Source organism: Rhodococcus sp. TAF43, assembly GCF_052113525.1.
Taxonomy (GTDB): Bacteria; Actinomycetota; Actinomycetes; order Mycobacteriales; family Mycobacteriaceae; genus Prescottella.
Map to the genome: position 1 here is coordinate 1 of NZ_JBFRDL010000029.1, position 23,788 is coordinate 23,788.

A 23,788-nucleotide genomic window follows, 5' to 3' on the forward strand; every position below is an offset into this window, starting at 1 on the left:
GTGTTATCTCAGTGCCACTTGCCCGGCTGGTCGCCGGTGTCGAAATCGCCTGCCTGATAGCGCAGTTCGGTGAGGACGCGGATCAATGAATCCAACTGCTCGGGGGCGAGTCCGGGTTCGGCGAACACCTGCGCGTTGAGCGCCTCGGTCGCCCGCAGCGCGAGGGCGCGCCCCTCGTCGGAGATCTCGACGAGGGTGGCACGCCGGTCGGTCGGGTGCGGCACCCGCCGGACCAGACCCGCGTCCTCGAGTCGGTCCACGGCGTTGGTGACACTCGTCGGGTGGACCTGCAGGCGGGCACTGGCCTTCGCCATCGGCAGGGCGCCGGAGCGAGTGAACGTCAGCAGCGTGAGTAGTTCGTAGCGGGAGAAGGTGAGCCCGAACGGTTTCAGTGCCTTCTCGACGCGCGCCATCATGATCTGCTGAGCCCGCATCAGCGACGTCACGGCCGCCATGCCGTCGGCCACTGCGCCCCAGCCGTGCTGCGTCCACTGGCGGTGCGCTTCCTCGATCGGATCCAGCGGCAGTGGTGACGGTGACGGCATGCGTCGATCATCCCATGCTGCGCCGGGCGAATCGACCGCTGTCCCTCCCCGAAACGCGCTCGGACGTGCTCTGGGGGCAGACGGCGGCGGTATCCGATCTGTCTGATTCGGCTAGGCTGGCTCGGACCGGTGTACTGCGGATACAGAGCGTGAACGAGGAGGAATCTCATGGGATTTTGGGATCAGCTCAAGTCGAAGACCCAGGAAATGAGCGGACAGCTTCAGACGAAGACCGCGCAGTTCAAGAACAAGGAATTCGCGAACGGCTCCATGGCGATGTGCGCGCTGATCGCGGCCGCCGACGGCAGCATCGATCCGTCCGAGCGTCAGAAGACGGCAGCGCTCATCATGAACAACCAGTCGCTGCAGGTGTTCGACTCCTCCGAACTGCGTGAGAAGTTCGACTGGTACTGCGACAAGCTGGCCGGAGACTTCGACTTCGGCAAGGTCGAGGCCACCGCGACGATCGGCAAGCTGAAGTCCAAGCCGGAGCAGGCGCGCGCGGTCATCCAGATCGGCATCATCATCGGTGGCGCGGACGGCAACTTCGACCAGCACGAGAAGGCCGCCGTCAAGGAGGCCTGCTTCGCGGTCGGCATCGATCCGTCCGAGTTCGAGCTCTGATCCTGCAGATTTCGTGCCCTCGGCGTTCGACAGGTCCGTGAACGCCGGGGGCATTGCTCTGCGCCGGGCGGGACGCTCAGTGGTGTTCGAGCCGGGCGCGCAGCAGCGCCCGTCGTCGACTGGTGCCGTGGTGGCGGTGGTGGTGATGTCGAGGCCCGCGTAGCTGCCGGACGTCGTGGTGGGCCTGCCGTACGAACTCGAACATGCTCTGTCCTCCCGTCGGTACGGGGAACGCTAGTGGAGGCAGGGGGCGAGCGACCTCACTCGTGGAGAGTGAGATCGCTGTCGGCATCGGCCCGGACGAACTACAGGAGCGGCAGCGCACGTGGATTGNNNGTGCGGTCCCGCTCCTGTTCGGCGAAGGGTGGAACTACTTACGGCCTGCCTGCCACTGCATACCCCACCCGTAGGCGGCGTCCAGGTCGGACTGGCTGCCGTTGATGTAGTTGACCAGACGGTTGACCGTGATGCCGTTGCCGTTGTTCTCGAGCATCGCGATCGCGCAGATGCGGGCATTGTTGTCGGCCGAGTCGAGGCGGACCTCGACCTGCGGACCCACCGTCGGGAACAGCGTCACGACGCCGTCGACGGCCGCCCAGTTGGGGGCACCCTGGTAGATCATCGCGAAGATCAGCACCCGCCGGAACATCTCCGGCCGGTCCAGGTTGACGTGCATGTTCTCGCCGCCGGAGACGGCACCGCTCCGGTCGTCGCCGTCGAGTTGGACGAAAGGTGCGGTATCGAGCGCACCGAAGCTGTTGCCCAGCGCCTGGATGACGCCCTTGGATCCGTCAGTCAGCTCGTAGAGGCAGCCCAGGTCGAGGTCGACCCCGCCACCGCCTCCGGTCAGCTTGGCGAAGAAGCCCTTCTTCTGGGGCTCACCGCCCTGCGACCAGTTGAGGTTCACGCGCATCTTGCCCTGGCGCTCACCGGCCTTCGTGAGGCTGACCGACGGTGCACTCTTGGTCAGGCTGATCTTGCTGAGGTTCACACCGCCCTGCGGCGTCGCGCCGGCCGGGGGAGTGCTGGGGCGGCGGGTGTAGTCGATGGCCATCTGTGGCTCCTTCGGTTCGGGTCGGGTCAGCCGACTGAGGCGGGAGTGCGCTCGGCGACAGCGTCGCCGTCCTTGCCGGCCTTGCGGTTACGGACGAGGCTGGAGATGAACGCGGCCCCGATGAGGAGGATGCCGACGAGGCCCGTGATCAGCTCGTTGACGTGCACGCCGATCGACACGAGCAGGATCACCGCGAGGGCGCCGATGGCCCAGTGCGCGCCGTGCTCGAGGTAGACGTACTCCGAGAGCGTGCCCTTGCGGACGAGGAACACGGTGATCGAGCGCACGAACATGGCGCCGACGAAACCGAGGCCCAGGGCGATGATGATCGGATCCGCGGTGATCGCGAAGGCGCCGATCACACCGTCGAACGAGAACGACGCGTCGAGAACCTCGAGGTAGAGGAACAGGAAGAAGCCGGCCTTACCGGTGGCCTTCGCCAGGTTGGACGGCCCACGTGACGGTTCGGCCTCCTCGCCCTCCTCCGGCAGGTTGAACAACTCGCCCAGGCCGTTGACGACGATGTAGAGGATCAGGCCGGCCACACCGGCCACCATGATGGTGCCGCGGTTGTCGTCGTCGGCGAACAGGAACGCGGTCGCCAGTAGCAGGGCGCCGGCGACGACGACCTCGAGCTGATCGAGCTTGCCGATCTTGGCCAGCGGGCGCTCGAGCCAGCTGAGCCAGGTGATCTCGCGCGATTCGAAGATGAAGTTCAGGAACAGCATCAGCAGGAACATGCCACCGAACGCGGCGATCTGCGGATGCGCATCGGTGAGGATCGTCTCGTAGCTCGCGCTGCCGTCCGGGAAGTGCGACGCGCCGTCGGCCGGCGGATTGAGAGCGAGGCGCATCGCCTCGACCGGGCCCAGGCCGGAGGCGACCCAGACGATCACCAGCGGGAAGACCAGTCGCATGCCGAACACCGCGATCACGATGCCGACCGTGAGGAAGATCTTCTGCCAGAACTCACTCATCCTCTGCAGGACGGTGGCGTTGATCACGGCGTTGTCGAAGGACAGGGAGATCTCGAGGATGGACAGGATCGCGACCAGGAAGACGGCCTCGGGGCCGCCGTAGATCCCAGCCACGATGAGAGAGAGCACAGTGACGACTAAGGAGACGCCGAAAATGCGGAGAACCATTGTGCGGCCGTTCTGTAGGGTCGCCGACCGCGGCGGCCGGCGTCAGAGTTGGGTAACTCGGTCAGCCGAGGTTCACGCCGTAGTCGCGGGCGATGYCGGCCAGGCCGGAGGCGTAGCCCTGCCCGATGGCGCGGAACTTCCACTCGGCACCGCGGCGGTAGACCTCGCCGAAGACCATCGCGGTCTCGGTGGACGCGTCCTCGGACAGGTCGTAGCGGGCGAGCTCGATTCCGGTGTTGCGATCGACGACGCGGATGTAGGCGTTGCGGACCTGGCCGAAGGACTGACCGCGCGCATCGGCCTCGTGGATCGACACCGGGAAGAAGATGTTGGTCACATCGGCCGGCAGGGCGATCAGGTCGACGTTGATGACCTCGTCGTCGCCGTCGCCGTCACCCGTGAGGTTGTCTCCGGTGTGTTCGACTGAACCGTCGGGTGATCGCAGATTGTTGTAGAAGACGAAATGCCGGTCGGAGAGGACCTTTCCGGTCGCGCCGGTCAGTAGAGCCGAGGCGTCGAGGTCGTAGGCGACTCCGGTGGTGGCCCGTTCGTCCCAGCCGAGGCCGACAGCGACTGTGGTGAGGTTGTCGGTCTGCTTCGAGAGGGAGACGTTGCCCCCCTTGGTGAGCGTGACGCTCATGGTCTGTTTCCTCTGTTGACAGCGGATCTCGGACACGGGAAAGCGGACGCCCACGGGAATCGGGAACTGTTGTCGTGCAACGTTGCCGGTCCCGTGCAGCGTCGGAGGTTCCTGGCGCGTGTGGCCGCGGGATCGTAGTTCGGATCGCGCGGCCACACGCTCAGGTCGATCGGTGGAACGTGCCGGAACGACTAGACGTTGACGCCGTAGTCGCGGGCGATGCCGGCCAGACCGGAGGCGTAGCCTTGGCCGACCGCGCGGAACTTCCACTCGGCGCCGTGGCGGTACAGCTCGCCGAAGACCATCGCGGTCTCGGTCGAGGCGTCCTCGGACAGGTCGTAGCGGGCCAGCTCGTTGCCGTTGGCGCGGTCGACGACGCGGATGTAGGCGTTGCGGACCTGGCCGAACGACTGTGCGCGGGTGTCGGCATCGTAGATCGAGACCGGGAAGAAGATGCTCTCGATGTTCGCCGGAACGGCCGCGAGATCGACGTTGATGACCTCGTCGTCGCCGTCGCCCGCACCCGTGGTGTTGTCGCCGGCGTGCTCGATCGAGCCGTCGGGCGAGCGCAGGTTGTTGAAGAAGATGAAGTGCTGGTCGGAGATTACCTTCTTGTCGGCGCCCGCGCCGATCGCGCTCGCGTCGAGATCGAAATCCGTGCCGGTGGTGCTGCGCACGTCCCAGCCGAGACCGACTGCAACCGCCGTGAGGTTCGGCGCCTCTTTCGTGAGGGAGACGTTTCCGCCCTTGGTCAAGCTGACACCCATCGAGGAGTCCTTTCGGTGGTGTGGAATCAGGCACTAACCTTCGGCCACGTGCCCGATATGTCGTGTTACAGCGATCGTGCAGCAACACCATAATCGTTCGACATGACATCGCGTTACGGCGCAGGTCGCCAGGTCGCGAATGCGGGCAAACCAGTACGATGCAGCGGTGGCCGGTAGATGGTCGGGACGGTTCTTCGGAGAGTCCCGCGACGAGGACGAGGCGATGCGTCGTGCCCGCGAAACCATGACCGCCGCGTTCCTCGACCTGGACGGCCGCCAGCGTATCGCCGAGTCGTCGGTTGCGGCATCGAATCGGCTCTATCCGGACAAAGGGATCCACCAGCAGTGGCAGTCGGTGCGCGACGGTTGTTACGAGGTCGGCAGTCGGTACGTGGCGACATGTGACGATGCCGACAGCGGACGGGCCACCGTAACCGACCTCGACGCGACCACCCGGGCGCTGATCGACGCGGCCCACCTCGTGGACGAGTTCTACGGCTCCCACCGCGCGCATCTCGAGCATGCTGCGTCGTTGCTCGACGCAATTCCACGGATCGCCGTCGAGGCGCAGTCCGCCGCCGATGCCGCGCGCCGGAGTGCGGTGGGCCCGTACGCGGGCTACTCCTCGGTCCGGGCCGGGGTCGCCGCCATCGACGAGGCCTCGCTCCTGCTGGCCGGCGCGGGTGCGCAGGACGACATCCGTCGGGTCCGCGACGCGGCCGCGCGCCTCAACGACGCGGTGGCCGAGCTGGGATCCGCGTTGGCGGCCGCACCGGACCGGGAGCGCCAGGCGCGGAATGCGCTGTCGTCGGTGACGACCCGGATCGCCGCGGTACGGAACCGGGCCGCGGACCTCGGCCCGGCGTACTCGTCGATCCTCCGCGAGTTCAACGCCGAGAGTTCGGACGACCTGGTCGGCAACGATCGCGAGAGTGTGCGCCTGATCGAGCAGTCCGAGGTGCTGTTCGCCGAGGCCCAGGCTGCGCTCGCCGCGGGCGACCCCGACCTCGCGTCGGAGCTGACCGTGAGAGTGCGTGCAACGCTGGCGGATGCGGAGGGCCTCGTCGACGCCGTCACCGATCGGCTCCGGCTCCTGCGCGACGTACGCACCGACCCGCGTGCGAAGGTCGATGCCGTACGCTTTCGGCTTCGAGACGCCCAGTTGCTCGCGGTCAATTCGGGGCTTGCCGCGGAGTGGGGTTCCGCACTGGACGCTCAGGTGGACCGGATCGAACGCGCCGTCGACCGCCTGACCGGGACACATCCGGACTACTGGGCCTACATCACCGAACTCGACGCCGTGTCGAGTTTCGTCGCTGGAATTGTGCAACGCATGAGAGGGCAGAGCGCCACACCATGACATGGGGGACTACAACCGAGTCGTGCGCGATGAGGCATTTCCATCAACTCGACGCGGCGGCCGCCGAGACGCTGTTCCTGCATCCGACCGAGGCGTTCGACGACAGCGCGGACCGGGATCTGCTGGCCGTCGCGCTCGGTGCGACGCTGTACGTGCCGGCCACGCGTGACGACCTCACCGCGACGATCCTGCGTCGCGGCAGCGAGGGCGTCTGCTCGATGGTGCTCGATCTCGAGGACGCCGTCGCGGACGACGAGGTCGAAGCGGGCATGGCCAATGCAGTTGCGGCGCTGGACGAGCTCGCCGGGACCGTGGCGGCGAACATGCTGCTGTTCGTGCGGGTCCGGACGCCGGACGGTATCCGGGCGATCACCGACGCAATCACCACCGGCGTCGTCGCGCTGACCGGGTTCGTCGTTCCGAAGTTCACCAGTGCTAGCGGCGCGTTCCTCGACGAGATCGCGGACGCGTCCGACCGGCTCGGCAAGCACCTGTACGCGATGCCGGTACTCGAGTCGCCGGAGTTGGTGCACCGGCAGAGCCGCGACGCCGAGTTGCATGCGGTCGGTGAACTGCTCGCGCGACATCGTGACCGCGTCCTCGCGGTCAGACTCGGCGCGACCGACATGTGCAGCACGTTCGGGATCCGCCGGGACCGGGACCTCACCATCTACGACGTCCGAGTGGTCGTCGACGTGATCGCCGACGTCGTGAACTACCTGGGCCGCGCGGACGGGACGGGCTTCGTCATCACCGGCCCGGTGTGGGAGTACTTCGCCGACCACGAGCGAATGTTCCGGCCGATGCTCCGGGCCACCCCGTTCGCCGAACACGACGCGGTGCTCTTCCGCCAGCAGCTCGTCAGTCGCGACCTCGACGGGCTGTTGCGCGAGATCGCCCTGGATCGGGCGAACGGCATCCAGGGCAAGACCGTCATCCACCCGTCCCACGTGGCGGCGGTCCATGCGCTGTCCGCGGTCACGCACGAGGAGTACCACGACGCGCTCGACATCCTCGGCAGCGAGGCGGTCGGTGGTGTACAAGCGTCGGGATACAGGAACAAGATGAACGAGGTTCGCCCACACCGGAACTGGGCCGAGGCGACACTGCGCCGTGCCCGGGTGTTCGGGGTCACCAACAAGGGCGTGACGTTCGTCGACCTGTTGACCGCGCTGGTGACGCGGTGACGGCTCCGGGGGCGCCGGTCGTCGAGTCGTGGGCGACGCGTGAGTTCGGGCTCGCGCTCGACCACGTCGATTCGGACGCCGGCTACACCGTCCCGCAACTCGTCGAGCCGGGACTGCGTCGCAATCCGCGTCGCGCGCACCTGCTGGTGTCGACGGTCCTCGGCAAGCATCTGCCGACCGCGCCCGACGTCGTCATCGCGGCCGGTGACCGGCTCGGTGACCTGGTGCTCGCGGCGCTGGGGGTCCCCGCCGAACGCGAATCCGAAGTCGATGTCACCGTCCTCGGATTCGCCGAGACGGCGACCGGTCTCGGGCACTGCGTCGCCACCCGGATGCGAGCCCGCTGCTATCTGCATTCGACCCGGCGCGACGTGCCCGGGGCCCGGACCTTCGCCGGGTTCGAGGAGGGGCACTCCCACGCGACGAGCCATCTCCTGCAACCCACGTCGCCGGATCTGCTGGCGGACGACTGTCCGATGATCCTCGTCGACGACGAGATCTCCACCGGTGCAACGGCTGTCGACGCCATTCGTGCGCTGCACGCGCATCATCCGCGAGGTCGCTACATCGTCGCGTCGCTGGTCGACATGCGGACCGGACGCCACCGTGACCAGACAGAGGCTGCCGCAGCCGATCTCGGGGTCACCATCGACTTCGTGAGCCTCGCGAGCGGGCGCACCGTCCTCCCCGAGGGGCTGATCGAGCGGGTCGTCGCCCTGCCGGACCCGGTTCTCAACCCGATCTCCGGTGACCGCGGCACGGTCGAACGCATCGAGTTGCCGTGGCCGGCGGCGGTACCCGACGGTGGACGGCACGGATTTCTGCACTCCGACGCCGACGACTTCGACGCGGCGATCACGGCGGCGGCGACGGAACTGGCCACCCGCGTCGACCCCGACCACCCGGCCGTCGTCATCGGTCACGAAGAGCTGATGTACCTGCCGCTGCGACTGGCGGCCGCGCTCGGCGCGAGCGGTCGAGAGGTTCGGTTCCAGACCACCACGCGCTCACCGGCGTACGTGCTCGACGAGCCCGGGTACCCGCTGCGCCGCGGATACACCTTCGTCGCGCCCGAAGGGGACGACACCGCGGCGCGGTATCTCTACAACGCCCACTGGCCCGACGATCCGGCGGTGCGTCCGCTGCTGATCGTCGTCGCGGATTCTCCCGCCGACACCGACCGCCTTCACGTCGGAGGAGGGCTCCTCGACGTGCTGACCGCGGCGGGCAACGACGTCCTGCTCGCGGTGGTCCCGGCTGCCGACCCTCGGTACCTCGCCCGCATGCGACAGGATCCGGCGTGACCGCGCCGTTGACCGGCCCCGACTTCGGCTCGTACCCGGCGGCCGACGTCCGCTGGTTGCTCAAGGACCTGTCCGGGGTGGATCTCGAGGCCGATGTCGCCGAACGTGAGCGGCGCATCCAGTCGGGCCGCGCGCACTACGCCGAATCGCTGCCCATCGAGTACCAGCCGGACGCGCAGTACCGGGAGCTCTTCGACAAGGTCCTCGTCGAGAGTGCCGAGCGCCTGGCCCGGGCGGTGGGTGTGGTCACCGAACTCATTCTCGAGGAGCGGGGCCACGACATCACGCTCGTCTCCCTCGCACGTGCCGGGACCCCGATCGGGATCCTGATGCGCCGGTGGGCGATGCGCATGCACGGACTCGACCTGCCGCACTACGCGGTGTCGATCGTCCGGGATCGCGGGATCGACACTGCGGCGCTGGACTACCTTGCCGCCCATCATGATCCGGCGTCCGTCGTGTTCGTCGACGGTTGGACCGGCAAGGGTGCGATCACGCGGGAGCTCGACGCGGCGCTGGCGGCCTATGCCGCGTCGGGCGGGGCGGTGTTCGATCCCGACCTCGCGGTCCTGGCCGATCCGGGCTCGTGTGCGCGCACCTACGGCACCCGGGACGACTTCCTCATCGCGTCGGCGTGCCTCAATTCGACAGTCTCCGGACTCGTGTCGCGCACCGTCCTCAACGACGCACTGATCGCGCCCGGCGAGTTCCACGGCGCCAAGTTCTACCGCGAACTCGCCGCCGCCGACGTCTCCAACGATCTGCTCGACACGATCGGCGCCTGCTTCCCCGACGTGCAGGCGACCGTCGAGGGAGACGTCGCCGCCATCCGATCCGGCGACCGCACGCCGACCTGGGCGGGCTGGGCCTCGGTCGAGGAGATCCGCGCGCGGTACGACATCTCGACGATCAACTACGTCAAGCCCGGCGTGGGGGAGACCACCCGGGTGCTGCTGCGCCGCGTCCCGTGGAAGGTACTGGTCCGGGATCTCGATGCGCCCGAACACGCCCACATCCGTCTGCTCGCGGATGCCCGGGGCGTCCCGGTCGAGGTCGTGCCCGACCTCGCGTACTCCTGCATGGGCCTGATCAAGGATGTGACATGACCGTTCTCGTCGCCACCGACCTCGATCGGACGATGATCTATTCGCGGGCCGCGATGGGCCCGGACCCGACGGCCACCGACTCCGACATGCGCTGCGTCGAGCACTACGACGGCGCACCGCTGTCGTTCGTCACCGAGACCGGGGCGACGCTCCTGCAGGCCGTGGCGCGGGCTGCGGTGCTGGTCCCGACCACGACCCGCACGATCGAGCAGTTCCGCCGCATCACCCTGCCCGGCGGCCCGTGGCGGTACGCCATCACCAGCAACGGCGGCAACATCCTCGTCGACGGGATCTCGGATCCGCGGTGGCGGAGCGGCATCGACGAAGCCACGCAGCGCGCGGGTGCAGAGCTCGACGAGGTCACCGCCGCACTGCGGTCTCGGATCAGCGACGACTGGGTCAGCAACTGCCGCGTCGCCGACCAGCTCTTCTGTTATCTCGTGGTCGATCTCGCCGCGTTGCCGGGCGGCTTCCTCGCCGAGTGGGGTGCGTGGTGCGCCGCGCGCGGCTGGAACGTCTCCCGACAGGGCCGCAAGATCTACACGATGCCGAACGCGGTGTCGAAGAGTGCCGCGGTGGCCGAGGTTCGCCGACGTCTGATCGCCGACGGCTCCATCGCCGCGGATTCGATGACGCTCGCGGCCGGGGACGGCGCGCTCGATGCCGACATGCTCGCCGCCGCCGACGCCGCGATCCGGCCCCGGCACGGCGAACTCGACGCGTTGGACTGGCAGCACCCGCACCTGACCGTCACGGCCGGACGCGGAATCGCTGCGGGGGAGGAGATCCTGCGCTGGTTCCTCCGTCACGCCGAGACCGCTCGACCGGCCGGCCCGAGCGCGTCGACCGCCACCGCCCCGCGCACCTGACCGAGACCCGTACCGTCCACCAGAAGAGGATGATCGCCGTGCCCCAAGAGCTCACCAAGGGGCAGAACGCCGCCCTGTCCGTGAACGATGTCGTCGTCTCGATCGTCCTCACCGCGGCGGCGGACCTGTCCGCGCTGCTGGTCACCGCGGAGGGAAAGGTCCGCTCCGACAGCGACTTCGTGTTCTTCAACCAGCCCACCGGGCCGGGCGTGCGCCTGCAGCCCGGTGCCCCCGGGCAGGCCGCGGAACTGGCGGTGTCGCTGTCGGCGATCCCGGCCGACGTGGAGCAGGTGCGAGCGGTCATCACCCTCGACGACGTCGCGAGCAGCTTCGGTCGCTCGGCGCCGCCGACCGCGCGACTCTCCGATGCTTCCGGAAACGTGTTGTACGAGTACCGCATCGACGGTCTGGACACCGAGTCGATCGTGATCGCGCTCGAACTGTACCGCCGCCAGGGCTCGTGGAAGGTGCGTGCCGTCGGCCAGGGATACGCCGGCGGATTCGCGGCACTGGTCACTGATCACGGAGTGTCCGTCGACGACGCGCCTGCTCCCACGCCCGCGGTGACCGGCGCGGCCCCCACGATGGTGCCGCCCGCGGCACCCGCGCATCAGTCCACCAACGGCGGCACCGCCGGCACGCATGCGGCGCCGCCACCGGCCCCGGCACCGCCGCAGGCGCCCGAGGTCAGCCTCACCAAGAAGAAGCGGGTGAACCTCAGCAAGGGGCAGAAGGTCACCCTCCGTAAGGACGGCGGGGTGGCGCTGACCCAGGTCCGGATGGGGCTGGGCTGGGATCCCGTCAGCAGCCGAGGACTGTTCGGGTCGCGGTCGTCGTCCAGCATCGACCTGGACGCCTCGGCCGTGATGTTCGCCGGGACCAAGGTCTCCGACATCGTGTTCTACGGCGCGCTCCAGTCCGACGACCGGGCCGTCGTGCATTCCGGAGACAACCTCACCGGGGACGGCGCCGGCGACGACGAGGTGATCACCGTGGATCTCACCCGCGTCGATCCCACGGTCACCACCATCGTCTTCATCGTCACGTCGTTCCGGGGACAGACCTTCGAACAGATCGCCAACGCCTTGTGCCGCCTGGTCGACGCACCACAGGGGACCGAACTCGCGCGGTTCACGCTGCAGGGCGGAATGCCCTTCACCGCTGTCGCGATGGCGAAGGTCTACCGGCAGGGCGGTGAGTGGAAGCTGCAGGCGATCGGCGAGGGCTTCGACGCGAAGACCGCGAGCAAGGCCATTCCGCACCTCGGCCGCTTCCTGAACGACTGACGACGCGGGCGGCCGGGCGCGCGTGATCGGCGCGTGTCACGGCTGCCGGCGTGCAGTCCCGATCATCACGGCCAGGGCGAGCGCGAGCGCAGGGGCGTTCGGCAGCATGAAGCAGATGGCGGCGAGCATGATCCACAGGGCGGCGACCAACCCGGCGAGCCCGCCGAATTCGAAGTGCGCGAACACGATCGCGACCAGCCCGAAGCCCAGCGCGGCGGTGAGCGACGCCCGCACGATCTGCAGCGGAGACCAACGGCGCAGCAGTCGGACGTTGACCTGGGTTGCGCCGATCATCGAGAAGGCGCCCGCGCTGAAGACGAGCGCGAACTGTTGCTGGTCGAGTCCGAAGTGATCCTGGTACACGAAGGACGCCCCGGAGACGTAGGCGAAGAGCGAGGCCGTCACGACACTCGACACGAGCGTCAACGCCACCAGCCGCGCGCCACTGACACTGGGGGCGATCACGGGCGCGACACCGAGGATCAACATCAGTCGGGATATTACGACAGCTACGGCCTTGTCGGAGAACAGGTCCCGGACCATCGCCATCGTGACGACCGCCGCGGCCGCGGCGCCCATGCCCTGGAACACGCGCAGGGCGCCGAGCATCGCGATGCCGGTGGCGAACACCGCGAGGAGCGGACTGACGATATGGAGGGCGATCCCCGCGACCAGGGGACGCTTGCGGCCCAGGCTGTCCGACAGTGGACCCACCACGAGCTGGCCCAGTGCCAGACCGATCAACGTTCCGGTGATGGTGAGCTGCGCGCCCGACGGCGTGGAGTCCAGTGCCGAGGCGATGTCCGGCAGGGCCGGCAGATGCATGTCGATCGTGAAGGGGCCCAGGGCCGTCATGGAGCCGAGTGCCACGATCGTGCCGGTTCGCGGTCCCCGCGTCGCGTTCGTGGCGGCGCCCGCGGCGTCCGGATCGGTTCCGGGCGTTGTTCGTAGCGTGTCGTCGGCCGTCATGCACAGACGATGGCGGATGTGCGCCCGGTCACGCGAGTTCGCTCCCGTGGGATGGAAACCCGGACGCGCGATGGCGCGCCGTGCGCGCGGATTCGGCGTCCGGCCTTCCGCCCGCGGATGCCGCAAGGGCCGGGCTCCCTGGGGAACCCGGCCCTCACGTGCTGGCGATGATCAGCTCAGCGAGCTGAGCTGCTGGATCAGCGGCATGATGGTCTTGACGAGGTCGATGACGGCGCTGAGCGTGGAGAAGGAACCCATGTTTAGTCCTCTGAGTGAGCTGGTGGATGTGGCCCGACGCCACTGGGTCTAGAAGTTAGCAGGCGAATGTCGGATATGGGTGAACTCGAACCAAACTACTGGACATTTGTCCAATTGACGGGTCGTCGACGGGCCGAGGGGGGCGTCGATAGCGTGAGATGGCGCACGCCGACGTGAGGGGGTTCGGGCATGACGGGGCGGGTCGCGGCTTCCGGACCCTTGCCGTCGATCAGCGCGGCTGCTCGCCGGGGGCCCGGCCCCGCGCTCGGTGGGCCTATCGGCTCTCCGAACTCGCGGCGGACACCGTCGCGCTCGTCGAACAGTCCGGGCTCGGTCCGGTACACGTGGTGGGGCACGACTGGGGTGCGGCCGTCGCCTGGACGCTCGCCGCCCGTCGTCCGGACCTGGTCCGGACCCTCACCGCCCTGTCGGCGCCGCATCCTGCTGCCTTCGCGCGGGCGCTGATGACGAGCCGCCAGATCGGGATGTCGTGGTACATGCTTGCGTTCCAGCTGCCGCTCCTGCCCGAACGGGCGTTCGCGGCAGGAGAATTCGTGCGACGTCACCTCCTCGCGAGCGGGATGACCGCGGCGGCGGCCGACCGCGATCTCGCGGCGATGCATGATCGTGGCCGAGCCCGCGGGGGACTGAACTGGTATCGCGCGATGATGCTCACCACTCCCGGTGCGACGTCCGCCAGGGTGCGTGTCCCCACCCTGTATGTGTGGAGCGACGGGGACATTGCAGTCGGGGAGGCGGGCGCGCGTGGGACGGAGCGGTTCGTCGACGCGCCGTACACGTTCGAGATCCTCCGCGGAGTCAGCCACTGGATCCCGGAGGAGGCGCCGGAGCGCGTCGACGCCCTGCTCGGCGCCCACCTCGGGCAGCCSCCGGTCAGCTCCTGACGTAGGTGCTGCGGGCGGCAGCGACCAGGGTTCGACCGTCCTCGAATCGCAGGAAGCCGGCCGCGACCGCGCGATCGGTGGCCTCGGAGACCCGGGAGACGTAGGTGTCCTGGTCCGGGTACAGCGCGGTCAGCGTCTCGGCGTCGAGCGGCACGGTCGCGCCGTTGTTCGGCACCCGAACCGTCTCTCCGGTCAGCGCCGCGACCGGGGCCTCGACGGCCGGCGTGCGCACGCCGCCGCGGGCGTTGCCGAAGCGGTCGCGGACGATGCCGGAGCCGGTGGTCTCGATGGGCTCGGCGGATGCCGGCGCGGTACCGTCCGTGACCCAGGTGCGCAGGGCACGCAGCGCGGCCGACACGACCTGTGCCTGAGGGCCGTCGTTGACGATCCCGAACATGGTGCTCAGATCCCGGATCTGCCCGAACTGGGCGGTGTACTGCGGGTAGAGGATTCGCAGGGCGTGCGCGTCGGAGTGCGCGGTGCCCGCGATCTCCCATGTCCGGAGGCGGTCGGTGTCCGGTTGGCGGGCGGCGACGAACGACTTGGGGCCGGGTCCCCCGCCCAGTTCGAACAGTTCGGTTTCGGTGAGGACCTGGAACACCGGGATGTCGAGGTCCGTTCGCACCCGGGCGGGCGCGACCACCGTCGGGCCGTCCGGCCCGTCGAGCGCCGCGACACCGGATCCGGAGCCGAGCGGAGCCCCGAACCCGGCGCGGCTGTGGACGAAGAGACCGTCGAAGACCCGTGCGTGCGGATGGATCGCGTTGGCGTACGTGAGCATCCGGAATCCGGATTGCGACTGGCCGGTCGCAATCAGGTTCTCCACCACCAGTCCGGCGAGCGGGGCGGCACCGCGCGGTGCGCGCAGTGCCGCCCCGGCCTGGGAGAAGATGTCGTACGAGTAGGCGTCGCCCGGGTGGTGCAGCGGTCCGTAGCGCTGCGGATCCCACGCCTTGAGCCCGACGACGTTGGGTCCGAGCGGGCTGCCGCCGGTGCTGTTGACGCCGGCCGCCTGAGCGGAGACACCCACCCACGCGTAGCCCTGCAGCAACTCGGAGTGCATGTAGCCGAAGTCGACGTCCACATCGACGTTGCCGCTGACGTTGAGCCACTCGACGACGACGGTGCCGTTGAAACGGCTCGGATCCTTCGGCGCCCGCACCAGCAACCGCGTCCGGTACGGGGCCTGCCCGGCCTCGGCGACCCCCCACCGTCCGTCGGATTCCCACGCCCCGTCCTCGCGGTACGCCGTGGCGGTGCCGCTGAGGAAGAACTCCTGCTCGGTGTAACCGGCCGCCGCCAGGTCGACGGAGGTCGCAGTCCCGGGGGAACTGTGCATCCCGTCGGGCAGTCGGTCGCGGTCGGTGTCGAATCGTCTTGCGTGCAGGAACATTCGGATCGAGCCTCTCTGACAGGGGACTGCGCCGTTGCAGCCCCCACGCGTGAAACCTAACGCGTCGGTGTGGCGACGATCACACTAGGGTCTCGCTGGGTGGGACTCTTTCTCGGYTCAGCCCCCGGCGTAGTCCCCGAACCGCTCGTCGACCTCCTCGGCGGTGAGCCCGTACTCCTCGAGCGTGTACCGGTGGGCCGGTTTGCGGTTGCCGGAGTGGCTCTCGGAATGCATGTCTTCCATCTCGCGATGTGCCTGGTCGGACATCGGGATCGAGAACTGGGAATAGATCTTCTCGACCGTCCCCAACGGGTCCGCGACGAAGTCTCGGTAGTCGACGTCGATGAACTGGGCCGGGTCGTACTTGGCCCGCGCCGCCGTGAAGTCCTCGAGCCCGCGTGCCCACAGGTCCAGCTGGCCGCGGCCGATCACCTCGCCGCGGAACGTGTTGGACCAGCCCTCGGTGGCGTGCTCGGCGAGGCTGCACATCGACGGGATGATGGTGCTCGGCGGACGGTGGGTCTGGACGATCAGCGCGTCCGGGTACACCGCCATCAACTCGTCGAGCGCGAACAGGTGGCTCGGGTTCTTGAGGACCCACCGCCGGTCGCGGTCCGGCAGGCCGATGAGCTGGAGGTTCTTCTTGTGTCGGGCGTAGGCGTTGGTCCAGTCCTGGCCCTGCAGCCATGTCGAGTACGTCGGCAGGTTCGCCAGGCACTCGTACGACACCGACTTGAAGGTCTGGCGCAGCAGCTGCCAGCACTCCTCGACCTCGCCGGCCGACATGTAGTGCACGCCCATGAACTCGGGGTGATCCACGTGGTGCTGGCTGAACTGCTGTTCGATCGCCTGGAACACGGGATTGGAGTCCCACGTGTCGCGCGGCGGCCGCGGCTGCGGCATCTCCGTCAGCCACATCTCCAGACCCTGATGCGCGGGGTCGACGGTCAGGAGGCGGTGCAGTGCGGTGGTGCCGGTGCGGGGGAGGCCGGTGACGAAGATCGGACGCTCGATCTGCACGTCGGCGTGTTCGGGGAACTGCTTCCAGGCCGCCTCGCTCAGCAGCCTCGCCACCAGCGCGCCGCGGAGGAAGACGCGAGAGATCTTGCTGCCGAACGGCGTCAGGTCCTCGTCGCGGGCGTACGAGTCGAGCAGTACGCCGAGAGCCTCGGTGTAGTCGTCGACGCCGAAGTCGGTGAGGCCGGTCATCCTGGTCGCGGACGCGTGCAGGTCCTCGACGGTGCCGACGGTCGTGCGTTCAGTCATGGTGCTCCTTCAGAAGCCGGCTCTAGTGGTGGAACTCGCCGCAGTTGACGTCGAGGCACTGGCCCGTGATCGCGCTGGCCATCGGTGAGGCCAGGAAGATCACGGCGTCGGCGACCTCGTCGGTGGTCGGCAGGCGCTTGAGGTCGCTGTTCGCCGCGGTGTGCTCGTAGACCTGGTCCACCGTGATGCCGAACTTCTCGGCCTGGTGCTCGAAGAACTTCTTCAGCGTGTCGCCCCAGATGTAGCCGGGCGCGACGGAGTTCACGCGGATGCCCTGCGGTCCCAGTTCGGTGGCGAGCGACTGCGACATCGCGAGCAGCGCCGACTTGGCGAGCTTGTAGCTGCCGTAGCGCTCCTGCGAGTGCCGCAGCACCATCGAGTTCACGTTCACGACCGCACCCTTGGACTCGGCCAGAGCCGGGGTGAACAGCTGCGTCAGGCGGAGCGCACCGAGCACGGTCAGCTCGATCGCGTCGCGGATGTGCTGGAAGTCGGTGCGGCCGAACGGCTTCATCGACGGCACCGTGAACGCGTTGTTGATCAGGCCGTCGACCCGGCCGAAGGCGTCGGTGGTGGCGGCCAGCAGGTGGGCGGCCGAGGCGTCGTCGGTGATGTCGGTCGACACCGTCACCGCGCGTCGGCCCAGATCGGTGACCTCCTTGGCCACCTCGTCGAGTCGCGACTGGGTGCGCGCGGCCAGCACCAGGTCGGCACCGGCTTCGGCGCAACGCAGCGCGAGTGTCCGGCCGAGCGCCRGACCGACGCCCGAGATGACGATTACCTTGTCCTGCAACAGATTTGTCATGTCCTACCCCAGCATTCTGTCGGCGACGGCAGACTGGCGCGCCGCGATGCGGGCGGCGAAGTCCTCCGGCGTGATCTTGTTGTGTTCGTGGAACGGCAGGTTCGCGGCGATCTCGTCGAGCTTGACCACCTCGACGGTCGGGCCGTCCTCGGGCGTGAACTCCCGCGACGTCCGCTGCCACCGGAACTGCAGGTAGCCGCGCGGATGGCCGAGGGCCTCGAGCCAGTTGGTCACGCCCGGGTTGTGCTCGCTCAGGACCATCCGGATCATTCCGTCCGGATCGACCTGCGCCTGGGTGTTGTTCAGCGACGTCTGGTGATTGATGTAGTCGAGCGAGATGTACCACAGGCTGCCCAGCTGGAAACCCTGGTACGGCGCATCGGATTTCGGCACCGTGATGATCATCGCCTCGTCGTCGGCGAGTTCGTAGTGGCCCACCGAGGAGTACTGCGTGGCCAGGCCGCCCGGGGTGAGCCGCGGTGCGGTCATCGTGTTGACCGGCAGGTTGTCGTAGAACCACTGCGGGAACTGCAGCCACGTCTTGACGCGGGTGACCAGTGCCTTGCCGGCGCGCGCGAACCGCTTCTCGGTCTCTTCCTTCGTGAGCGGCGGCACCGGGACACCGATCCGGTCGGYGCGTTCGATCCGGATGGTGCCGCGCTGCTGGCTCCAGTCGCTGTAGACCTCGCGGACCACCAGCTGGCTCGAGCCCGGTGCAAGCGTGAAGTGGTTCCGTCGCCCGTCCGCCGGACTCGGCCCGAACGTGGCGACGAACGTCCCGTCGTCCTCGATGTGGAGTTCCCGGTCGTCGAAGGCGATCTCGCTGCCCGGCACGTTCGCGTTGGTGTAGTTGCCGCTGAGCACCTGGAAGCTCAGGTCGGCGGTGGTGCCGCGGGTTCCGGTCACGATGTACTCGGCGTCGTCGTTGATCCGCGCCCCGAAGTACAGGGTGTCGGGATTGTCGAGGCCCATCTTCGTGTACGGCCCGGTGCCCTGGATGAAGGTCGGATGAGTCTTCTCGGTGGCCCAAGCCGCGTGGACGGTCGCGAGGATTCCGCCGGCGAGGTACTGCATCCCCTCCAGCAGGTCCTGCTCCGACCGAATATGGGGGGCGCTCTCGACCAGTTTCTCGGCCTCGGCCATGGCCTCGGCGAGTGGATCCGTCAGCACACCTTGCTCCTTCTATCCGGTGGTACAAATATGTACCTGGGTGGTAGAACATGCGATGCGTCAGACGATAGAACGTGTTTCAAGGAGTGGTCAATGACTGCAGGGGTCGCCGAGCCCGCCGAGTCCGGTGGACGCCGTTCTCCGCCGACGGCGCGGGTCGTCCAGATCCTCGACTTCCTCGTCGCTCGGGAGGAGCAGCGATTCGGGCTGTCCGAACTCGCGCGCACGCTGGCGATCAGCAAGCCGACCTGCCTCGGCATCCTCTCCGAATTGGTGTCCGGCGGATACCTCACCCGTGATCCGGCGTCGAAGACGTACGGCCTCGGTCCTGCGCTCATCGCCGCTGGACGCGCCGCGCAGCGAGGATTCGCCATCGGGCCGATCGCGCGTGCCCAACTCGACAAGATCGCCGCCGAGTTCGGTGCGGTGTGTACGGCGTCTGCGGTGGTGGGTGACCAGGTCATGATTCTCGAGACCGTCAACCCGCCGGGGGTCACCCTGGGGCGCACGGCGGCCCGGGTGGGGCAGGCGTATCCGTTCGCCCCGCCGGTCGGACTCATGTACGTGATCTGGGACGGCGACGACGATCTCGAGGCCTGGTTGCGGCGGGAGCCGGCGCTGCCGGTCGTCCTCGACCGTGACCTCCTGCAGCGGGTCGTCGACGACTGCCGCCGGGTCGGCTACCTCGTCGAGCGGCTCACCCCGGTCGGGCGCAAGCTCTTCTCGCTCATGGCGGGCGTCGCCGGTCGGGATCTACCGACGGAGCTTCGTGAGCTGATCGGCGAGATGGTGTCGAGCCTCGGTGAGCGTGTCTATCTGCACAGCGAGACCGAGGTCGGCGTCGAGTATCCGGTGAGCCTGATCGCCGCGCCGGTCTACGACGCGGACGGCCACCAGTCGCTCGTGCTGACGCTCGACGTGGGTGGGGCGATCAGTGGCGCGGAGATCGCATGGCGTGGTGCGGCGCTCGTGGCGGCCGCGGATGCCGTGACTGCGGAGGTCGGCGGTCGGTGTCCCGTCCGCCCCTGACCGGCCGAATGTCACATGCGTTCGGTCTGACTGAACCGATGTGACATTCGGCCACGGCGCGGGGTGATCGCGAGCCATTGACCGCCCGGTGGAACCGGTTCTATTCTCAGCTCAGAGTAAGTATGCGAACCGACCCGGTACAAAACTGTACCGATTTGATCCGTCGAGGAGCCGCGCGTGACACCCCTGGCGTCCCCGTCCACCTACGAGCTGTCCCACCTGCAGGCGCTCGAGGCCGAGGCGGTCCACATCTTCCGTGAGGTCGCCGCGACGTTCGAGCGTCCCGTGCTGCTGTTCTCCGGCGGCAAGGACTCGGTGGTCATGCTGCACGTCGCGGCGAAGGCCTTCTGGCCCGCGCCGCTGCCGTTCGCCGTGATGCACGTCGACACCGGACACAACTTCGACGAGGTCATCGAGTTCCGGGACCGGACCGTCGACCGCCTGGGGCTGCGGCTGGTCGTCGCGAGTGTGGAGCACGACATCGCCGCCGGGCACGTGGTGGAGGAGACGGGCCCGCGGGCCAGCCGCAACCGGCTGCAGACGCACACCCTGCTCCGCGGCATCCGGGACAACCGTTTCGACGCGGTCTTCGGCGGCGCCCGGCGCGACGAGGAGAAGGCCCGCGCCAAGGAACGGGTGTTCAGCTTCCGGGACGAGTTCGGCCAGTGGGATCCCAAGGCGCAACGCCCGGAAGTGTGGAGCCTCTACAACGGGCGACACCGCCGCGGCGAGCACATCCGGGTGTTCCCGCTGTCGAACTGGACCGAACTCGACATCTGGCAGTACATCGCCGCGGAGGAGATCGAGCTGCCGTCGATCTACTACGCCCACCGCCGACCCGTCGTCGAGCGCGACGGAATGCTGCTGGCGCACACGCGGTTCCTGTCCCTGTTACCGGGGGAGGAGTCCCGTGACGAACTCGTCCGGTTCCGCACCGTCGGCGATGCGACGTGCACCGGCTGCGTCGAGTCGTCGGCCGTCACCGCGGCCGAGGTCGTGACCGAGGTGGCCGCGAGCCGCATCACCGAGCGCGGCGCCACCCGCGCCGACGACCGGATCTCCGAGGCCGGGATGGAAGACCGCAAGAAGGAGGGGTACTTCTGATGGTGCACACCCAGCAACTCCTCCGCGTCGCGACCGCGGGCAGCGTCGACGACGGCAAGTCCACCCTGATCGGACGCCTGCTGTACGACTCGAAGTCGATCTTCGAGGACCAACTCGAGGCGGTCGAACGCAGCAGTCGCGAGCGGGGCACCGAGTACACCGATCTCGCTCTGCTCACCGACGGACTTCGGGCCGAGCGCGAGCAGGGCATCACGATCGACGTCGCGCACCGCTACTTCGCCACCCCACAGCGCAAGTTCATCATCGCCGACACCCCCGGTCACGAGCAGTACACGCGCAACATGGTCACCGGCGCCTCGACCGCGGACCTCGCGCTGATCCTCGTCGACGCCCGCAAGGGTGTGCTCGAGCAGACCCGGCGGCACGCCTTCCTGTCGACGCTCCTCGGGATCCCGCACCTCGTGTTGTGTGTGAACAAGATGGACCTCGTCGAGTGGTCGCAGGAGCGATTCGAGGAGATCAAGGACGAGTTCGGCCAGTTCGCAACCAAACTCGACGTGCACGACCTGACGTTCATCCCGGTGTCTGCACTCAAGGGCGACAACATCGTCACCCGCACCGAGAACATGCCGTGGTACGAGGGTTCGTCGCTGCTGCACCATCTCGAGGACGTGCACATCGCGTCCGATCGCAACCTCATCGACGCGCGCCTGCCCGTGCAGTACGTGATCCGGCCGCAGCAGCAGACCGACGCCGACCTGCACGACTTCCGCGGCTACGCCGGAACCGTGGCCAGCGGTGTGTTCAAACCCGGCGACGAGGTGGTCGCCCTGCCGTCGGGATTCACGTCGACGATCGCCGCGATCTGGGGGCCCGGCGGCGAGCYGGTGAAGGAGGCGTTCGCGCCGTCCGCGGTGTGCGTGCAGCTGGCCGACGACCTGGACGTGAGCCGCGGCGACACCCTGTGCCGGCCCAACAACCGCCCGCTCGTCGGTCAGGAGCTCGACGCGATGGTCTGCTGGCTCACCGAGCAGTCGGCCCTCAGCGAGGACGCCCGGTACACCGTGCTGCACACCACGCGCGCCACCAGGGGCCAGGTCGTCCGGCTCGACTACCGCCTCGACGTCAACACCCTGCACCGCGACGAGACCGCGCAGTCGTTGACGCTCAACGAGATCGGACGCATCCAGCTGCGCACCCAGCAGCCGCTGCTGTTCGACCCGTACCGCCGCAACCGGGTTACGGGCAGCTTCATCCTCGTCGACGACTCGACCGGCAACACCGTCGCGGCCGGCATGATCACCGGCCCGACGCTCAAGGAATCGAAGGTGGTGTGGCACTCGGCCGCGGTGTCCCGGGAGGAGCGGGCCACGCGCGGGATGACCGTGTGGCTCACCGGGTTGTCGGCGTCCGGCAAGTCCACCGTGGCCGTCGAACTCGAACGCCGCCTGGTCGCGGCCGGGGTGCCGGCCTACCGGCTCGACGGCGACAATCTCCGGCACGGACTCAACGCCGACCTCGGTTTCACTGCCGCGGACCGCGCCGAGAACGTCCGTCGGGTGGGTGCGGTCTCGCAGTTGCTCGCGGACGGCGGCACCGTCGCGATCGCATCGCTCATCAGTCCGTACCGCGCGGACCGGGACCGGGTGCGCCGCCTGCACGAGGAGGCCGGGCTGCCGTTCGTCGAGGTGTTCGTCGACACCCCGATCGAACAGTGCGAGGCGCGCGACCCGAAGGGCATGTACGCCAAGGCGCGGGCGGGGGAGATCACCGGCTTCACCGGCGTCGACGACCCGTACGAGGCGCCCGAGGACGCCGAACTGGTGCTGCGGCCCGAGGATGGCGACCCGGTCGCGCAGGCCGCGAAGATCATGGAGTATCTGCACCTGTGAGCACCGACGCCGAACTCGCCGCCGACCTCGCCGCTCGCGCGGGCGACCTGCTACTGGAGATCCGCGCCCGCGAGCTGGGGGAGACCCCGCTCGACCGGGCGGCCGCGAAGGAACTGGGCCGACGCGGCGACAAGGCGGCCAACGTCCTGTTGCTGGACGGGCTGGCCGCCGCCCGGCCCGGCGACGCCGTGCTGTCCGAGGAGTCCGCGGACGATCCTGCGCGCCTGGACAGTTCGCGGGTCTGGATCATCGACCCGCTCGACGGCTCCCGGGAGTACGGCCTCGTGGGCCGCACCGACTGGGCCGTCCACGTCGCGCTGTGGGAGCGGGGACTCGGCATCACCGCCGCCGCCGTCGCACAACCCGCGCGCCGCGAGGTGTACGTCAGCGGTGCGGTCCACGCCGTCGCCACCGACCGTGCTCGGCCACGAATCCTGGTGAGCGACAGCCGGCCACCGCAGTTCGTCGACGCGCTGGCCCGGCGGGTCGGCGCCGACGTCGCCCCGATGGGGTCGGCGGGAGCGAAGGCGATGGCGGTGCTGCGCGGTGAGGCCGACGCGTACGTGCACGCCGGTGGGCAATGGGAATGGGACTCGGCGGCACCGGTGGGCGTCGCTCTGGCCGCCGGACTGCACTGTTCCCGGATCGACGGGACGCCCCTGCGCTACAACGAACCCCATCCGTACCTGCCCGACCTGCTCATCTGCCGCCGCGACCTCGCGGTCCCGCTGCTCGCCGGGATCGCCGAGGAGACCGGCGGTCCCACCGACACCCCGCGGGTGGCGATGGCGCGCGAATACATCGACTCCCTCGTCACCCACGACACCAGCAAGGTCCGGCTCGCCCGGCACTGTCACCGCTACGAGAACGGCCAGCGCACAGGCGATTCCGGTGACGAGATTCGCGCCATGCTCGAGAACGGAGCGCAGTACCGGCCGATCAGCGCCGTCCGGGACCTCGAGTTCCGGGAGTGGGGCACCGACGTGGTGGCCCGCTTCCTGCTCGACATGAGCTTCGGACGCGACACCCTCACCGTCGCGATCACCGAACACTTCGCGATCCCGAGCGCCGAGATCGACTCGATCACGGCGATCATCGAACCGCCGCAACGCTAGCTAACTAGGCGTTCAGACCTGTCGGTAGTGTCAC

At 68.5% G+C, this 23,788-nt stretch carries 23 protein-coding genes; 12 read left to right on the top strand and 11 right to left on the bottom strand.

Annotated elements, in window-relative coordinates:
* Nucleotides 1-8: 8 nt before the first annotated feature.
* Nucleotides 9-545 carry a MarR family winged helix-turn-helix transcriptional regulator gene (locus tag AB4Z09_RS17810; RefSeq protein ID WP_174909455.1) on the bottom strand — a complete coding sequence of 179 codons (537 nt, stop codon included), beginning with the start codon at nucleotides 543-545 and terminating at the stop codon, nucleotides 9-11.
* A gap of 168 nt (nucleotides 546-713) precedes the next feature.
* On the opposite strand from AB4Z09_RS17810, the gene AB4Z09_RS17815 reads away from it, so the two are divergent.
* The gene (locus tag AB4Z09_RS17815; protein WP_114722214.1) at nucleotides 714-1,169 is read left to right on the top strand and encodes a tellurite resistance TerB family protein; all 456 of its coding nucleotides are present in this window, start codon (nucleotides 714-716) and stop codon (nucleotides 1,167-1,169) included.
* Between the two features lie 76 nt (nucleotides 1,170-1,245).
* Here the strand turns inward: AB4Z09_RS17815 and AB4Z09_RS17820 are convergent, their stop codons facing one another.
* The 5 genes from AB4Z09_RS17820 to AB4Z09_RS17840 all read right to left on the bottom strand — a co-directional run bounded on the left by AB4Z09_RS17820 (nucleotide 1,246) and on the right by AB4Z09_RS17840 (nucleotide 4,775).
* Nucleotides 1,246-1,374 (bottom strand): hypothetical protein, encoded by a 129-nt coding sequence (locus tag AB4Z09_RS17820; protein ID WP_302675480.1) that lies wholly within the window; start codon nucleotides 1,372-1,374, stop codon nucleotides 1,246-1,248.
* A gap of 165 nt (nucleotides 1,375-1,539) precedes the next feature.
* On the bottom strand, nucleotides 1,540-2,223 hold the full coding sequence (locus AB4Z09_RS17825; protein WP_114722213.1) for a TerD family protein: 684 nt from the start codon (nucleotides 2,221-2,223) through the stop codon (nucleotides 1,540-1,542).
* 26 nt (nucleotides 2,224-2,249) lie between these two features.
* Nucleotides 2,250-3,368, bottom strand: coding sequence for a DUF475 domain-containing protein (locus AB4Z09_RS17830; RefSeq protein ID WP_114722212.1), 1,119 nt, complete (start codon nucleotides 3,366-3,368; stop codon nucleotides 2,250-2,252).
* A 61-nt stretch (nucleotides 3,369-3,429) separates the two neighbouring features.
* A complete protein-coding gene (locus AB4Z09_RS17835) occupies nucleotides 3,430-4,008 on the bottom strand; it encodes a TerD family protein (RefSeq protein ID WP_442240319.1) in 579 nt (192 codons plus the stop codon).
* A gap of 191 nt (nucleotides 4,009-4,199) precedes the next feature.
* Nucleotides 4,200-4,775: a TerD family protein gene (locus tag AB4Z09_RS17840; protein WP_114722211.1), complete on the bottom strand. Its 576-nt coding sequence runs from the start codon at nucleotides 4,773-4,775 to the stop codon at nucleotides 4,200-4,202.
* 166 nt (nucleotides 4,776-4,941) lie between these two features.
* Between AB4Z09_RS17840 and AB4Z09_RS17845 the strand changes: the two genes are divergently transcribed.
* The 6 genes from AB4Z09_RS17845 to AB4Z09_RS17870 are packed head-to-tail and all read left to right on the top strand — an operon-like array spanning nucleotide 4,942 to nucleotide 11,887.
* Nucleotides 4,942-6,135 (top strand): hypothetical protein, encoded by a 1,194-nt coding sequence (locus AB4Z09_RS17845; RefSeq protein WP_254622883.1) that lies wholly within the window; start codon nucleotides 4,942-4,944, stop codon nucleotides 6,133-6,135.
* A 29-nt stretch (nucleotides 6,136-6,164) separates the two neighbouring features.
* Complete coding sequence (locus AB4Z09_RS17850) at nucleotides 6,165-7,322, top strand: HpcH/HpaI aldolase/citrate lyase family protein (protein WP_174909459.1); 1,158 nt, start codon at nucleotides 6,165-6,167, stop codon at nucleotides 7,320-7,322.
* Nucleotides 7,319-8,626, top strand: a complete 1,308-nt coding sequence (locus AB4Z09_RS17855) for a phosphoribosyltransferase family protein (RefSeq protein ID WP_174909461.1) — start codon at nucleotides 7,319-7,321, stop codon at nucleotides 8,624-8,626. The genes AB4Z09_RS17850 and AB4Z09_RS17855 overlap by 4 nt, the downstream gene beginning before the upstream one ends.
* Nucleotides 8,623-9,732, top strand: coding sequence for a cysteine protease StiP family protein (locus tag AB4Z09_RS17860; protein ID WP_174909463.1), 1,110 nt, complete (start codon nucleotides 8,623-8,625; stop codon nucleotides 9,730-9,732). Before AB4Z09_RS17855 ends, AB4Z09_RS17860 begins: the two co-directional genes overlap by 4 nt.
* The gene (locus AB4Z09_RS17865; protein ID WP_174909465.1) at nucleotides 9,729-10,601 is read left to right on the top strand and encodes an HAD family hydrolase; all 873 of its coding nucleotides are present in this window, start codon (nucleotides 9,729-9,731) and stop codon (nucleotides 10,599-10,601) included. The genes AB4Z09_RS17860 and AB4Z09_RS17865 overlap by 4 nt, the downstream gene beginning before the upstream one ends.
* A 38-nt stretch (nucleotides 10,602-10,639) precedes the next feature.
* Nucleotides 10,640-11,887, top strand: coding sequence for a TerD family protein (locus AB4Z09_RS17870; RefSeq protein ID WP_442240320.1), 1,248 nt, complete (start codon nucleotides 10,640-10,642; stop codon nucleotides 11,885-11,887).
* A gap of 36 nt (nucleotides 11,888-11,923) precedes the next feature.
* On the opposite strand, the gene AB4Z09_RS17875 is transcribed toward AB4Z09_RS17870, so the two are convergent.
* The gene (locus AB4Z09_RS17875; protein ID WP_174909469.1) at nucleotides 11,924-12,856 is read right to left on the bottom strand and encodes an MFS transporter; all 933 of its coding nucleotides are present in this window, start codon (nucleotides 12,854-12,856) and stop codon (nucleotides 11,924-11,926) included.
* Nucleotides 12,857-13,272: 416 nt separating this feature from the next.
* Here AB4Z09_RS17875 and AB4Z09_RS17880 point away from each other — a divergent pair, with 416 nt between their 5' ends.
* On the top strand, nucleotides 13,273-14,019 hold the full coding sequence (locus AB4Z09_RS17880) for an alpha/beta fold hydrolase (RefSeq protein ID WP_174909471.1): 747 nt from the start codon (nucleotides 13,273-13,275) through the stop codon (nucleotides 14,017-14,019).
* Here AB4Z09_RS17880 and AB4Z09_RS17885 read toward each other — a convergent pair.
* The 4 genes from AB4Z09_RS17885 to AB4Z09_RS17900 form a co-directional block, all read right to left on the bottom strand.
* Nucleotides 14,009-15,412 carry an alpha/beta hydrolase domain-containing protein gene (locus AB4Z09_RS17885; protein ID WP_174909473.1) on the bottom strand — a complete coding sequence of 468 codons (1,404 nt, stop codon included), beginning with the start codon at nucleotides 15,410-15,412 and terminating at the stop codon, nucleotides 14,009-14,011. The two genes, AB4Z09_RS17880 and AB4Z09_RS17885, sit on opposite strands and share 11 nt — an antisense overlap.
* A 117-nt stretch (nucleotides 15,413-15,529) precedes the next feature.
* The gene (locus AB4Z09_RS17890) at nucleotides 15,530-16,678 is read right to left on the bottom strand and encodes a sulfotransferase family protein (RefSeq protein ID WP_174909475.1); all 1,149 of its coding nucleotides are present in this window, start codon (nucleotides 16,676-16,678) and stop codon (nucleotides 15,530-15,532) included.
* Nucleotides 16,679-16,700: 22 nt separating this feature from the next.
* Nucleotides 16,701-17,483, bottom strand: coding sequence for an SDR family oxidoreductase (locus tag AB4Z09_RS17895; protein ID WP_442240321.1), 783 nt, complete (start codon nucleotides 17,481-17,483; stop codon nucleotides 16,701-16,703).
* Nucleotides 17,484-17,486: 3 nt separating this feature from the next.
* Nucleotides 17,487-18,653 (bottom strand): hypothetical protein, encoded by a 1,167-nt coding sequence (locus AB4Z09_RS17900; protein WP_442240322.1) that lies wholly within the window; start codon nucleotides 18,651-18,653, stop codon nucleotides 17,487-17,489.
* A 93-nt stretch (nucleotides 18,654-18,746) separates the two neighbouring features.
* Here AB4Z09_RS17900 and AB4Z09_RS17905 point away from each other — a divergent pair, with 93 nt between their 5' ends.
* The 4 genes from AB4Z09_RS17905 to AB4Z09_RS17920 all read left to right on the top strand — a co-directional run bounded on the left by AB4Z09_RS17905 (nucleotide 18,747) and on the right by AB4Z09_RS17920 (nucleotide 23,754).
* On the top strand, nucleotides 18,747-19,682 hold the full coding sequence (locus AB4Z09_RS17905; protein ID WP_174909480.1) for an IclR family transcriptional regulator: 936 nt from the start codon (nucleotides 18,747-18,749) through the stop codon (nucleotides 19,680-19,682).
* A 177-nt stretch (nucleotides 19,683-19,859) separates the two neighbouring features.
* Nucleotides 19,860-20,786, top strand: coding sequence for a sulfate adenylyltransferase subunit CysD (gene cysD, locus AB4Z09_RS17910; protein ID WP_429517927.1), 927 nt, complete (start codon nucleotides 19,860-19,862; stop codon nucleotides 20,784-20,786).
* Nucleotides 20,786-22,639: an adenylyl-sulfate kinase gene (gene cysC / locus AB4Z09_RS17915; RefSeq protein ID WP_442240323.1), complete on the top strand. Its 1,854-nt coding sequence runs from the start codon at nucleotides 20,786-20,788 to the stop codon at nucleotides 22,637-22,639. Before cysD ends, cysC begins: the two co-directional genes overlap by 1 nt.
* The gene (locus tag AB4Z09_RS17920) at nucleotides 22,636-23,754 is read left to right on the top strand and encodes a 3'(2'),5'-bisphosphate nucleotidase CysQ (protein ID WP_442240324.1); all 1,119 of its coding nucleotides are present in this window, start codon (nucleotides 22,636-22,638) and stop codon (nucleotides 23,752-23,754) included. Before cysC ends, AB4Z09_RS17920 begins: the two co-directional genes overlap by 4 nt.
* Nucleotides 23,755-23,788: the final 34 nt, after the last annotated feature.

Excerpts from the sequence above, each read along its gene's own strand:
- AB4Z09_RS17810 (WP_174909455.1), bottom strand. The coding sequence starts at position 545 with ATGCCGTCACCGTCACCACTGCCGCTGGATCCGATCGAGGAAGCGCAC.
- AB4Z09_RS17815 (WP_114722214.1), top strand. The coding sequence starts at position 714 with ATGGGATTTTGGGATCAGCTCAAGTCGAAGACCCAGGAAATGAGCGGA.
- AB4Z09_RS17820 (WP_302675480.1), bottom strand. The coding sequence starts at position 1,374 with ATGTTCGAGTTCGTACGGCAGGCCCACCACGACGTCCGGCAGCTACGC.
- AB4Z09_RS17825 (WP_114722213.1), bottom strand. The coding sequence starts at position 2,223 with ATGGCCATCGACTACACCCGCCGCCCCAGCACTCCCCCGGCCGGCGCG.
- AB4Z09_RS17830 (WP_114722212.1), bottom strand. The coding sequence starts at position 3,368 with ATGGTTCTCCGCATTTTCGGCGTCTCCTTAGTCGTCACTGTGCTCTCT.
- AB4Z09_RS17840 (WP_114722211.1), bottom strand. The coding sequence starts at position 4,775 with ATGGGTGTCAGCTTGACCAAGGGCGGAAACGTCTCCCTCACGAAAGAG.
- AB4Z09_RS17850 (WP_174909459.1), top strand. The coding sequence starts at position 6,165 with ATGAGGCATTTCCATCAACTCGACGCGGCGGCCGCCGAGACGCTGTTC.
- AB4Z09_RS17865 (WP_174909465.1), top strand. The coding sequence starts at position 9,729 with ATGACCGTTCTCGTCGCCACCGACCTCGATCGGACGATGATCTATTCG.
- AB4Z09_RS17875 (WP_174909469.1), bottom strand. The coding sequence starts at position 12,856 with ATGACGGCCGACGACACGCTACGAACAACGCCCGGAACCGATCCGGAC.
- AB4Z09_RS17885 (WP_174909473.1), bottom strand. The coding sequence starts at position 15,412 with ATGTTCCTGCACGCAAGACGATTCGACACCGACCGCGACCGACTGCCC.
- AB4Z09_RS17890 (WP_174909475.1), bottom strand. The coding sequence starts at position 16,678 with ATGACTGAACGCACGACCGTCGGCACCGTCGAGGACCTGCACGCGTCC.
- AB4Z09_RS17905 (WP_174909480.1), top strand. The coding sequence starts at position 18,747 with ATGACTGCAGGGGTCGCCGAGCCCGCCGAGTCCGGTGGACGCCGTTCT.